The following is a 12,526-nucleotide window of genomic DNA, read 5'->3' as shown; positions in this document are numbered from 1 at the left end:
CACTAGTCGAGTCGGCCTGCGCGGAAGATGTAACGGGGCTCAAACCATACACCGAAGCTACGGGTATCATCTTAGGATGATGCGGTAGAGGAGCGTTCTGTAAGCCTGTGAAGGTGAGTTGAGAAGCTTGCTGGAGGTATCAGAAGTGCGAATGCTGACATGAGTAACGACAATGGGTGTGAAAAACACCCACGCCGAAAGACCAAGGTTTCCTGCGCAACGTTAATCGACGCAGGGTTAGTCGGTCCCTAAGGCGAGGCTGAAAAGCGTAGTCGATGGAAAACAGGTTAATATTCCTGTACTTCTGGTTATTGCGATGGAGGGACGGAGAAGGCTAGGCCAGCTTGGCGTTGGTTGTCCAAGTTTAAGGTGGTAGGCTGGAATCTTAGGTAAATCCGGGATTCTAAGGCCGAGAGCTGATGACGAGTGTTCTTTTAGAACACGAAGTGGTTGATGCCATGCTTCCAAGAAAAGCTTCTAAGCTTCAGGTAACCAGGAACCGTACCCCAAACCGACACAGGTGGTTGGGTAGAGAATACCAAGGCGCTTGAGAGAACTCGGGTGAAGGAACTAGGCAAAATGGCACCGTAACTTCGGGAGAAGGTGCGCCGGTGAGGGTGAAGGACTTGCTCCGTAAGCCCACGCCGGTCGAAGATACCAGGCCGCTGCGACTGTTTATTAAAAACACAGCACTCTGCAAACACGAAAGTGGACGTATAGGGTGTGACGCCTGCCCGGTGCCGGAAGGTTAATTGATGGGGTTAGCTAACGCGAAGCTCTTGATCGAAGCCCCGGTAAACGGCGGCCGTAACTATAACGGTCCTAAGGTAGCGAAATTCCTTGTCGGGTAAGTTCCGACCTGCACGAATGGCGTAACGATGGCGGCGCTGTCTCCACCCGAGACTCAGTGAAATTGAAATCGCTGTGAAGATGCAGTGTATCCGCGGCTAGACGGAAAGACCCCGTGAACCTTTACTATAGCTTTGCACTGGACTTTGAATTTGCTTGTGTAGGATAGGTGGGAGGCTTTGAAGCGTGGACGCCAGTCTGCGTGGAGCCAACCTTGAAATACCACCCTGGCAACTTTGAGGTTCTAACTCAGGTCCGTTATCCGGATCGAGGACAGTGTATGGTGGGTAGTTTGACTGGGGCGGTCTCCTCCTAAAGAGTAACGGAGGAGTACGAAGGTGCGCTCAGACCGGTCGGAAATCGGTCGTAGAGTATAAAGGCAAAAGCGCGCTTGACTGCGAGACAGACACGTCGAGCAGGTACGAAAGTAGGTCTTAGTGATCCGGTGGTTCTGTATGGAAGGGCCATCGCTCAACGGATAAAAGGTACTCCGGGGATAACAGGCTGATACCGCCCAAGAGTTCATATCGACGGCGGTGTTTGGCACCTCGATGTCGGCTCATCACATCCTGGGGCTGAAGCCGGTCCCAAGGGTATGGCTGTTCGCCATTTAAAGTGGTACGCGAGCTGGGTTTAGAACGTCGTGAGACAGTTCGGTCCCTATCTGCCGTGGACGTTTGAGATTTGAGAGGGGCTGCTCCTAGTACGAGAGGACCGGAGTGGACGAACCTCTGGTGTTCCGGTTGTCACGCCAGTGGCATTGCCGGGTAGCTATGTTCGGAATAGATAACCGCTGAAAGCATCTAAGCGGGAAACTAGCCTCAAGATGAGATCTCACTGGAACCTTGAGTTCCCTGAAGGGCCGTCGAAGACTACGACGTTGATAGGTTGGGTGTGTAAGCGCTGTGAGGCGTTGAGCTAACCAATACTAATTGCCCGTGAGGCTTGACCATATAACACCCAAGCAATCTTGTGACTTCGAAAGAGGCATCTGATTGCGGTGTGTGAAGACGAAACGAACCGAAAGTTCGAAAAACTCACAAAACACCGAAAGCTATCACATACCCAATTTGCTGAAGCGAGGCCGACTGGCCACGACTCAGTACCCGAATTTCTTGACGACCATAGAGCATTGGAACCACCTGATCCCATCCCGAACTCAGCAGTGAAACGATGCATCGCCGATGGTAGTGTGGGGTTTCCCCATGTGAGAGTAGGTCATCGTCAAGATTAAATTCCAAAACCCCAATTGCGAAAGCAGTTGGGGTTTTGTTTTTGTCCCCCCAAAAGAACTCAGCGCCTGGCCAGGCGCAGGTAGATCAGCCCATTGATCAGCACCACCAAGCCACCGAGGCTCAGTTGGATGTTCGGTGTCAGCCCGCTGGGGTAGATCAGGGGCCACAGGTAATGTTCGATGAAGCTCTCCTCATACCCAGCCTGGCCGGCACTGCGGCGCATGAGGTTCTCCCAGCGGGTCAGGGGACAGTTCCAGTGGCAGACTTCAACCAGCGTCCCCCACAGTACCGCTGGCAGGTGCCACCAGATCACCGGACGCCATTTGAACGCGAGCAGGGCGCCGAACAGCACGAATAGAATGAACAGCAAATGCACGAGCAACAGCCCGTCAGCCGTCAGTCGATAGAGCATGGTGCCTCCTGTCGTTGATTGAGCAGGTCTTTCACCACCTATACTCACCGTACCGTGACCCAAAATGCCAGGCGTTCGATTCGCATTGATGCGTGGCTACGGCTGTCGTGTCATCTGCGGGGGGACTGCGATCTTGAGTCGACGTGTCCTGTTTCTTGCCCTACTGGTCATATTGCTGGCTGGATGCTCGACTGCGGGTCGCGTCGGGCCGACGGTGCAGGTAGTAATCACGGACGCGACCTGGCAGCAGATCGATAAAGACATCGAAACCGCCTCATTGTCCTCCAGAGAAACGGTCCGCCAGTACACGCGCAAAGCTATGGAACGGTGGCGTGAGCAGGTGTTCCGGCGCACCGAGAGCGACTTCATTCCCTGGTTTACCGGCTACTGGACCCAGCAATGGCTGGGCATGAAGGTGGGCTGGTACAAGCTCAGCGCCAAGAATGAGAAGGATTCGGTGGTCAACCGCTTGGCCCTCTACCTGCAGGAGCAGTACCACGAACGCGTGCTCGATCCGGTGGCCAAGGTCACTGACCCTAACGTGATCATGGGCGACGCCGTCACCCTGTACCTGCAGATGCTCAGTGCCCATCTTGGGGAGATTCAGGAGCATTACGCCGTGCCCCGGGATCAATTCGACCAGCGCCTCAACCGGATTCCCGCCATCACCCTGGCACCGCCACCGGCGCGCAATGCTTCGTTGTATCAGATCGTCCACGCCGAGCCGGTCAACCACCTGCCGGCTTATTTGGCCCTGATCGAGCAGGTGCGCGGTTCCAACAGTGGGGCAGGGGCCGGGTTGTCGGACGCCGGGATCTCGTCAGTGGCCAAGCGCGCCAGTGAGCGGCTCGAGGCGCAGATTGCCTCGCGCAGCGTCGCCAGTGCGGTAGCGGCAGCCGTCGGCCGGGTCGCTGGTGCGGTGATATCGGTGGTTTCGCTGGGCATCGGTGCCATGTCCAATGAAAGCGACCGGCCCGAGGCGCAAGCGCAAATGCGCAGAAGCCTGAATGCCGCTTTTGACAAGGCATGGCTGGGCCTGATGGAAAACGAGACCAACGGGGTGATGGCCGGGGTCAACTACATCTCCCGGCAAATCGAAGGTGGCCTGAGAGCAGGCCCGTTGGTATCGCCCAAACAGGGTGAAGTGTTCAGCCCTGACACCCCCGGTAGCGCAGTCCCATGAGCCGGCTGCTCATGGGGAGGTGGGGCAGCGAGTCGTAGTGGCCGCCTGGCTGATGGCTGCGGCCAGGCGTTTCACATTGTTCTGATGGGCGACCACCAGATCGTCGATACTCGCGCCCGAAGGTGTCTGCACGGTGGTACGGCAACTCAGGAAGGCCTTGCTGTTTTCCTCCTCGGTGATGCGCAGGCGCCATTGCGCATCGATCAGCGCGTACTGCCCGGGGACTGAATCGAAGCGCTGCACGTCCAGGCGCAAGGACAACCTGCGCTCAGCAACGGGGCTGGAAAGCTGGTCGACCAGGGCATTGCGCAACTCATCCACCAGGGTCGCCCCCCACCACTCAGTCTCCAGGATCGCCAGGCCGCTGCCGCCCTGGCGAATCACCATTTGCGGGCGGTCGACCTGGGGCGGCACGCTGATCTGCTCGAATTGGATGCTCGCTGCCCCATGGGCACCCGGAGCTGGTTGTGCCGGGAGCAGCGTGTGGTAATGAATCGGGTCACTGCGGCACGCCGCCAGCAGCAACAGCGCACTGAGCAACGACACTCTCAACGACAAAGACATGGACCTGCTCCTGTGGTCAGCGGCTCGAAGACGGTTGCAGATTTTGCGCCGGGGCGTCTTTCGGACGGCCACGTAGCAAGGATTCCGGATTTCTGCTCAAGTAGTCGGACAATTCACGCAGCGAGCGTGACATACGTCCCAATTCATCCAGGGTCTGGGTCAGTTGCTCACGTTGCGGCGAGTCTTCGGCAAGGGTCGAGTTGGCCGACTGCAGGGTTTTGCTCACCTCTTGCAAGGTGTCCTGCACCCCTGGCAGGGTCCGGCCGTTGAACTGCTTGATGCCTTTGCGCACCTCCGTCAGGTTGGCGTCCAGGTTATTGGCAATACGCTCGATCGGCAGTCTGTTGATCTTCTCCATCATGGACTGCAATTGTTCCTGTAACTGTTCAAGACTGGCGGGCACGGTCGGGATCATGACTGGACGTGCATTGTCATCGAAGGTGACTTTTGGCGCTTTCGGGAAGAACTCCAGGGCGATGTACAGCTGTCCGGTCAGCAGGTTGCCGCTACGGGCCTGGGCGCGCAGGCCGTTCTCGACGAAGGTGCCCATGAGCCGGATCCCGGCCTGTTCGTCATTGGGATCATGCTTGAGTGCCGCGAGCATTTTCAGGTGCGCACGGCCCAGGCGTTGCGGATAGATGACGATGCCGACATTGATCGGGAAGCTGCGGGTCTTCTCATCGAAATCCAGGTTGACGGCCACCACCTTGCCAATTTCCAGACCCTGGAACTCAACGGGCGCGTCGACCTTCAGCCCCCGCAAGGCCTGATCGAAGCGCAGGGCGAGGAATTGCGGCTTGCCGTTGGGCGGAGCGAGTGCGGTTTTCTGGTCTTCGAACAGCTCGTAGCGGGTGTCTTCGGCGGCCGGCTTGTCGTCGGGGCTGTAGTCGGGCGCGCGGAAGGTAATACCCCCCAACAACAGCGCGGACAGCGACTCAGTCTTGACCGCGAAACCATTGGCGCCCACTTCGACATCGATGCCACTGGCGTTCCAGAAGCGGGTGTTATTGGTGACATAGACATCGTTCGGCGAGGTGACGAACACCTCGATGTTCACCCCTTTGCCATCGGCGTCCAGGGCATAGGACACCACCTGGCCCACGGGAATCTTGCGGTAGTAGACCGGCGAGCCAATATCCAGCGAGCCAAGGTCCTGGGTGCGCAGCATGAAGCGCTTGCCAGGCTCGCCATAGGTGATGGGGGGCGGTGCTTCGAGGCCGATAAAGGTCTTGGCGCGATCATTCGACTGGCCGGCGTCGGCACCGATAAAGTCGCCGGACAGCAGGGTGTCGATACCCGATACCCCGCCGGCGCCAATGCGCGGGCGCACCACCCAGAACTTCGAGTCCTTGCGGGTGAAGGACTCGGCCTGCTTGGCCAGTTTCACCGTGGCATTGACGCTCTTCTGGTCGGCACTGAGCTCGACCTCAGAGACATGGCCAATCACCACATTGCGGTATTTGACCTCGGTCTTGTTGGCGGTCAGTCCTTGTCCGGTCTTGAAGTTGAGAACGATCACCGGCCCTTGTTGCATCACGTTGTGGATCACCAGGGAAATCCCCACCAGCACGGCCACGATCGGCACGATCCACACCAGCGAAACGCTCCAACGTCGGGTCTTGATGTTGGCTGTGCCGGGCGTTTGTTGCCCCTCAGTGGCTCGCGATTGCATCCATGACCTCCTCGGTTTGTCGGTTGTCCCAGATCAGGCGCGGGTCGAAGCTCATGGCTGACAGCATGGTGAGCACCACCACCATGCCAAAGAACAGAATGCCCGCCCGTGGCTCGATATCCCCCAGCGCCTGGAATTTCACCAGTGCGGCCACCAGTGCCACGACGATCACGTCGAGCATGGACCAGTAACCGATCAGCTCGACGAAGCGGTACAGCTGCGAGCGTTCTTTGCGCGCCCAGAGGCTGCCACGCTGTGCCGTCACCAGGAGCAGGCTGAGGGCAACAAACTTGACCCCCGGGACGGCGATACTGGCGATGAAAATAATCAATGCGATGTCCCAGGCCCCGTGTTCCCAGAACTCCAGCACCCCGCCGATGATGGTGCTGTCGGCACCGCTGCCGAACATGCTGGTGTTCATCACTGGCAGCAGGTTGGCCGGGATGTAGAACACCAGGGCTGCCAGCAGATAGGCCCACGTGCGGGTCAGGGAGTTGGTTTTGCGTCGGTGCAGCGGTGCGTCACAGCGCTCACACGTATGGGGTTCGTTGCTCATGTCGCAAGCCAGGCCACAGCTGTGGCACAGGCACAGATTGAGGTCGCGTGCCTCGGGCAGAGTGTTCATAGGATGTCCCACAGCTCACGCACATCGCGCCCGGCGATGCGGATCAACAGCAGGCTCAGCAGGGCCAGGGCAAACAGGCCCAGGCCTGGCACCACATCCAGCAGGCCGGCGAGTTTGAACACTGCCACCATGGCTCCCAGCAGGCAGACCTCGAGCATGCTCCAGGGGCGCAGGGTTTCCAGCCAGCGCATGCACAGCTTGAAGGCCGGCGAGCGCCGGGACGCCAGGGCAAAACTCAAGACCCAAATCAACAGCAACAGCTGGAACACTGGAGCAATGATGATGGAGATGGCGGCCACCAGGGCGACGAACGTAATCGGGCCATCACTCAGGGCCACCACCGAGTCCCAGAGCGTGGCGCTGTTCTTCAGGCCCTGCAGGCTGATGCTCATCACCGGATAGAAATTGGCGAACACCCACAGCACCGCGGCTGTCAGGGTCAGCGCCAGGCGCTGTTGCACCGACAGGCCGTTGTAGCGCTGCAGCACACCGCCACAGCGCTGGCACAGGGCGGTCTGGTGTTTGGCGAGCGTGACTTTTTCATACACGCCATCGCAGTGCTCACAGATGATCAGTGTGTCAGTCCTGGCCATGGTTAGCACTCAAGGGGAGGCAGAAGCTTCAGGGGCGTTAAATGAATATAGAAGTGCCTCGCCATAGAGCAAATATAAAGTTTGCTGAGGCTGGTACCTGGCCGAAACGAAAAACTGCGCGCCCTCGCCAGGAGGGCGTGCAGTCAATAGAGAAGGGGGAGTTATTCGCCGCGAATGTACTGTTCCAACTGCTGGATCAGCTCGGCCTGCTCGGCAATGGCTTCCTTGACCAGGTCGCCGATGGACAGCAACCCCAGCAACTGGCCACCTTCGACCACCGGCAAGTGGCGCAGGTGCTTGTCGGTCATGATGTTCATGCAGGTCTGCACGCTTTGGTGGGAGTCCACGGTGATCACCGGCGAGTTCATGATCTCACTGACCGGAGTGCCGACCGAGGATCGTCCCTTGAGCACCAACTTGCGCGCATAGTCCCGCTCACTGATTACCCCGACAATATTGCCGTCCTGGAGCACGGGTAGGGCGCCGACGTTTTTCGCCGCCATCACCATCAGCGCTTCCAGCACCATCTGATGGGAATTGATGGTATGGACCTGCTGGTTCTGCTGGGCCTTGAGCTTGAGCAGTTGCGCGACTGTCTTCATGGAGGAGCCTCTGCGAGGTGGAAATGGTTGGCAGGCGCCTTGCGCCCGGACACCCTTACAGAATCATAGACGCCAGCCTCTGGAGCAAGTAGGCAAAGCGGCATTTACCTGCTCTGTCTGCGTCATCGAGGCGCGGCATCAGGCCTGGCTGGTGAAAAGCAGCGACAAAAAAGCCGCTGACAACGTGTCAACGTCATCAGCGGCTGTGCAGAACAACTCAGCAGTAGCGGTCGATGACACACACTTCAGGTTCGGCCTGCAGCTGCTGCCACTCCTGGGTCAGTGTGGCCAGAACGCGACCGACAAAGTCTTTGTCGGCCGCGGCTTTCTTGCCGACATAACCCTGGCCGCGACGGTACATCTTCAGTCGGGCACGCAAGTCATGGTTGTTCTTCTCGAACTCGTCTTCATGGGCGTGGGGCGACAGGCAATCAATATGCACCTGGCCAGATTTGGCAATCCACAGGATATGGCTGTCGTGGCTGTCTTTATGCGCTGCGAACATACGAGCCAGTTCATCAATAGTCGGTTGATTGTTCAGATTCATGTTAAAGCCCCTTGACCAATGTTTGATCTGTCTAGTTGATTCGCTAATGCACTTCTCTACTTCGGTAAGTGGATATCTGGTACCGAAACCAGGGCGACAGTGGTTGTCTGCCGAATATCGGCAGGGCCTTGAGCAGGATGCATGTAGTCTTGCCGAGAAACTGCTACGCACTTGCGGCACAGCGGGGGAGAAACGACGATTGCCTGGAAGTTGCTACCGATACCACTCACTCGGCCACAAGCATCTTGAGGATTGATCGCCGGCGTTTCTCGTCCGTGTAGTGGACGCACATGCCAGGTCAGCTTCATCAATCTGCCTTGTGGGCAGTACACATCCGGGAACAGCTCGGCGGTCAGTCGAGCCTTTTCACAACACTTTTGCCTGTACTCCCGATCGGGGAGGTGTCTGCATCATGCAAGGGGAAAAACGCCTCGTCAACGGTTTTGTAGTGAAATATTTCATTCACTACAAAAATAATTTCGAGGCCTGCGAGGAGGGATTTAACCTTGTCCTACAATCCCTTGCGTCACTCATGCAAAGATCACGTGAAGCCGCAATGACGCGTAGAATCGAGGACCAATCATCTTCGAGGTTGTTGCGGTGGATTTACAGCAGGGCTTTGTCCTGACCCGGCATTGGCGCGACACCCCGACCGGCACCCACGTGGAGTTCTGGCTGGCGACCGATGCCGGGCCGCGCCAGGTGCGCCTGCCCGTGCAGACCTCAGTGGCGTTTATCCCCGAGCTGTACCGTGAACGCACCCAGCAACTGGTGCGCGGCGAACCGGGTGTGGAACTGCGGCCTCTGGGGTTGCAGGACTTCCAGCACCGCCCGGTGTTCGGCCTGTACTGCCCGCAACATCGCCAGTTGATGCACCTGGAGTCGGTGCTGCGCCGGGCCGGGGTCGAAGTCTTCGAAGCGGATATCCGGCCGCCGGAGCGTTACCTGATGGAGCGTTTCATCACCGCCCCCGTGTCGTTCAGCGGCGCGGCCGGCGAGGGCGACCTGTTGCTCGAAACCCACCTCAAACCGGCGCCGGATTACCGTCCGCGACTGAAGTTGGTGTCACTGGACATCGAGACCACCGAGCAAGCCGAGTTGTACTCGATTGCCCTTGAAGGTTGCGGGCAGCGCCAGGTCTACATGCTCGGCGCCCCCAACGGCGATCCTGGCACCCTCGACTTCGACCTGGAGTACTGCGACTCGCGGGCCACGCTGTTGAAGAAACTCAACCAGTGGTTCGCCCAGCACGATCCTGACGCGATCATCGGCTGGAACCTGGTGCAGTTCGACCTGCGGGTGCTGCACGAGCATGCCCGGCGCCTGGCGGTGCCCTTGCGCCTGGGGCGTGGCGGCGAGGAGATGCAGTGGCGTGAACACGGCTCGGGCAACAATCACTATTTTGCCGCGGCGGCGGGTCGGTTGATCATCGACGGCATCGAGTCGCTGCGTTCGGCGACCTGGAGTTTCCCCTCGTTCAGCCTGGAGAACGTCGCGCAGACCCTGCTCGGTGAAGGCAAGTCCATCGACAACCCCTACCAGCGCATGGACGAAATCAACCGCATGTTCGCCGAGGACAAGCCGGCCTTGGCACGCTACAACCTCAAGGACTGCGAGCTGGTGACGCGCATCTTCGACAAGACCGAACTGCTGACCTTCCTGCTGGAGCGCGCCAGTGTCACCGGGCTGCCCGCCGACCGCAGTGGCGGCTCGGTGGCGGCCTTCACCCACCTGTACATGCCACTGATGCATCGCCAGGGCTTTGTGGCGCCGAACCAGGGCGAGCGCCCACCCCAGGCCAGCCCCGGCGGATTTGTCATGGATTCGCAGCCGGGCCTGTACGAGTCGGTGCTGGTGCTTGACTACAAGAGCCTGTACCCCTCGATCATCCGCACCTTCCTGATCGACCCCGTGGGCCTGATCGAGGGCCTGCGCCATCCCGACGACAGTGAGTCGGTGCCGGGCTTTCGGGGGGCGCGTTTCTCGCGGACCCGGCATTGCCTGCCGGCCATCGTCGCTCGCGTTTCCGAAGGCCGGGAAGTAGCCAAGCGCGAACACAACGCGCCGCTGTCCCAGGCGCTGAAGATCATCATGAACGCCTTCTACGGCGTGCTGGGCTCCAGCGGCTGCCGTTTCTTCGACACCCGCCTGGCCTCCTCGATCACCCTGCGTGGGCACGAGATCATGCAGCGCACCCGGCAACTGATCGAAGCCCAGGGCCATACGGTGATCTATGGCGACACCGACTCCACATTCGTCTGGCTGCGCCGGGCCCACGGCCAGGAAGAAGCGGCACAGATCGGTCATGCCCTGGTGGCCCACGTCAACCAGTGGTGGCGCGAACACCTGCTGACTGAGTTCGGCTTGCACAGTGTGCTGGAGTTGCAATACGAAACCCATTTCCGACGCTTCCTGATGCCAACCATCCGAGGGGCCGAGGAGGGCAGCAAGAAGCGCTACGCCGGGTTGGTGGTGCATGCCGACGGCAGCGAGCAAATGGTCTACAAAGGCCTGGAGACGGTACGCACCGACTGGTCGCCGCTGGCCCGACAGTTCCAGCAGGAACTCTACTCACGCATTTTCCACCGCCGGCCCTATCAGGACTACGTGCGCGAGTTCGTCCGCGCCACCGTCGCTGGCGAGCAGGATCAATTGCTGATCTACCGCAAGCGCCTGCGTCGACCCCTGGACGACTACGAGCGCAACGTGCCGCCCCATGTGCGGGCGGCGCGCATCGCCGACGAGTACAACGCTCAGCAAGGTCGACCACGCCAGTACCAGCGCGGTGGCTGGATCAGCTACCTGATCACCGTCGCCGGTCCCGAACCCCTGGAAACCCGCAGCGCGCCGATCGACTACGAGCATTACGTCAGCCGCCAACTGCAGCCGGTGGCGGATGCGATCCTGCCGTTTGTCGATGACGACTTCAGCACCCTGATTGGCGGACAGTTGGGCTTGTTCTAGGCAAATCTGCGGGCGTAAAAAAGCGCCCCTAGGGGCGCCTGAATCACCGTGACCGAGGGAGCCCGGTGAGTCCGTTCATGTGGCAACAGCGCTGGTACGCCGCTCCCTGAACGGTGTTGCACGCCGCGCCCCCGACGGGCGCGGCAAACTTACTTGCCGAGTTTTACCCGGGTCCAGCCGCGGGTCATGATCCGTTGCGTGGCGATGGGCATGTCCGGCACGGCATACAGGGTCGCCATCACCGCTTGCGAGGGATACGAACCCGGGTCGTTGCGAATCGCCTCGTCCACCAGTGGAGTCGCGGCCGCGTTGGCGTTGCTGTAGCCGACGCTGTTGGTGATCTCGGCCATGATCTCCGGGCGCATCAGGAAGTTCATGAACAGGTAGGCATTGTCGACGTTGGCCGCATCCCGGGGGATGGCGACCATGTCATAGAAACTGCCAGCGCCTTCCTTGGGAATGCTGTAGTCGACCTTGACATTGCCCCCGGCTTCCTCGGCGCGAGCCTTGGCTTGCAGCACGTCGCCGGAGTAACCGACCGCCACGCAGATATTGCCGTTGGCCAGGTCAGAGATGTACTTGGACGAATGGAAGTACGCCACCGACGGGCGAATCTTCATGAACAGCGCTTCGGCCTCACTGATCTGCTGCTTGTCCTGGGTGTTCACCGGGTAGCCCAGGTAGTGCAGGGCGGCGGGGAGCATTTCCGTGGGCGAATCGAGAAAACTGATGCCGCAGGCCTTGAGCTTGGCCGCGTTCTCGGGCTTGAACAACAGGTCCCAGGAGTTCACCGGGGCGTCGGCGCCGAGGACTTCGCGCACCTTGTCCGGGTTGAAGCCGATGCCGATCGATCCCCACATGTAGGGGAAGGCGTGGCCATTGTCCGGGTCGCTGGCCGAGGCGTTCTTGAGCAGCACCGGGTTGAGGTTTTTCCAGTTCGACAGTTTTGACTTGTCCAACGCCTGGTACACCCCGGCCTTGATCTGCTTGGCCAGGAAGCTGTTGGACGGCACCACGATGTCGTACCCGGATTTACCGGCCAGCAGGCGTGCCTCAAGGGTTTCGTTGCTGTCGAAGACGTCGTAGGTCACGCGGATGCCCGTCTCGTCCTCGAACTTCTTGACGGTGTCCGGGGCGATATAGTCGGACCAGTTGTAAACGCGCAGAACCTTGTCATTGGCCTGGGCGCCCGTGGCGATCGCGCCCAATAAGGACAGTGTCAGCAGAGTCCTGCCAAACATATTCATCGGTACAACTCCATTTTCTTCTTATACGAATGA

The 12,526-nt window shown here is 59.5% G+C and carries 10 protein-coding genes and 2 rRNA genes (1 of these 12 cut by a window edge); 4 read left to right on the top strand and 8 right to left on the bottom strand.

The features are described 5' to 3' along the window. Together Q1W70_RS01140 and rrf are read left to right on the top strand one after the other, a co-directional pair. Window positions 1-1,802 (top strand): 23S ribosomal RNA (locus tag Q1W70_RS01140); it begins 1,092 nt to the left of the window's first position. A 161-nt stretch (window positions 1,803-1,963) separates the two neighbouring features. Beyond that, window positions 1,964-2,079 (top strand): 5S ribosomal RNA (gene rrf, locus Q1W70_RS01135). 63 nt (window positions 2,080-2,142) lie between these two features. Here the strand turns inward: rrf and Q1W70_RS01130 are convergent. Then, complete coding sequence (locus Q1W70_RS01130; protein ID WP_166592329.1) at window positions 2,143-2,496, bottom strand: DUF2784 domain-containing protein; 354 nt, start codon at window positions 2,494-2,496, stop codon at window positions 2,143-2,145. Window positions 2,497-2,629: 133 nt separating this feature from the next. Here Q1W70_RS01130 and Q1W70_RS01125 point away from each other — a divergent pair, with 133 nt between their 5' ends. Then, window positions 2,630-3,679: a hypothetical protein gene (locus tag Q1W70_RS01125; RefSeq protein WP_178117418.1), complete on the top strand. Its 1,050-nt coding sequence runs from the start codon at window positions 2,630-2,632 to the stop codon at window positions 3,677-3,679. 9 nt (window positions 3,680-3,688) lie between these two features. Here the strand turns inward: Q1W70_RS01125 and Q1W70_RS01120 are convergent, their stop codons facing one another. The 6 genes from Q1W70_RS01120 to Q1W70_RS01095 form a co-directional block, all read right to left on the bottom strand. Beyond that, on the bottom strand, window positions 3,689-4,243 hold the full coding sequence (locus tag Q1W70_RS01120; RefSeq protein WP_166592330.1) for a PqiC family protein: 555 nt from the start codon (window positions 4,241-4,243) through the stop codon (window positions 3,689-3,691). Between the two features lie 16 nt (window positions 4,244-4,259). Beyond that, entirely contained in the window at window positions 4,260-5,915 is a 1,656-nt protein-coding gene (locus Q1W70_RS01115; protein ID WP_166592331.1) for a PqiB family protein, read from the bottom strand. Then, entirely contained in the window at window positions 5,896-6,540 is a 645-nt protein-coding gene (locus Q1W70_RS01110; protein WP_166592332.1) for a paraquat-inducible protein A, read from the bottom strand. Before Q1W70_RS01110 ends, Q1W70_RS01115 begins: the two co-directional genes overlap by 20 nt. Then, window positions 6,537-7,133 carry a paraquat-inducible protein A gene (locus Q1W70_RS01105; protein WP_166592333.1) on the bottom strand — a complete coding sequence of 199 codons (597 nt, stop codon included), beginning with the start codon at window positions 7,131-7,133 and terminating at the stop codon, window positions 6,537-6,539. Before Q1W70_RS01105 ends, Q1W70_RS01110 begins: the two co-directional genes overlap by 4 nt. Window positions 7,134-7,294: 161 nt before the next feature. After that, window positions 7,295-7,735: a CBS domain-containing protein gene (locus Q1W70_RS01100; protein ID WP_166592334.1), complete on the bottom strand. Its 441-nt coding sequence runs from the start codon at window positions 7,733-7,735 to the stop codon at window positions 7,295-7,297. A 217-nt stretch (window positions 7,736-7,952) separates the two neighbouring features. Further along, window positions 7,953-8,282: a hypothetical protein gene (locus Q1W70_RS01095; protein ID WP_166592335.1), complete on the bottom strand. Its 330-nt coding sequence runs from the start codon at window positions 8,280-8,282 to the stop codon at window positions 7,953-7,955. Window positions 8,283-8,882: 600 nt separating this feature from the next. On the opposite strand from Q1W70_RS01095, the gene Q1W70_RS01090 reads away from it, so the two are divergent. Continuing rightward, window positions 8,883-11,246, top strand: coding sequence for a DNA polymerase II (locus Q1W70_RS01090; protein WP_302098525.1), 2,364 nt, complete (start codon window positions 8,883-8,885; stop codon window positions 11,244-11,246). Window positions 11,247-11,395: 149 nt separating this feature from the next. Here Q1W70_RS01090 and Q1W70_RS01085 read toward each other — a convergent pair whose 3' ends face one another. After that, complete coding sequence (locus tag Q1W70_RS01085) at window positions 11,396-12,493, bottom strand: polyamine ABC transporter substrate-binding protein (RefSeq protein ID WP_166592337.1); 1,098 nt, start codon at window positions 12,491-12,493, stop codon at window positions 11,396-11,398. Window positions 12,494-12,526: the final 33 nt, after the last annotated feature.

It is taken from the genome of Pseudomonas kielensis (genome assembly GCF_030505375.1).
Classification (GTDB): Bacteria; Pseudomonadota; Gammaproteobacteria; order Pseudomonadales; family Pseudomonadaceae; genus Aquipseudomonas; species Aquipseudomonas kielensis.
Note: the sequence above shows the minus strand (reverse complement) of the source record. Positions and strands in the feature narration are given on the sequence as shown.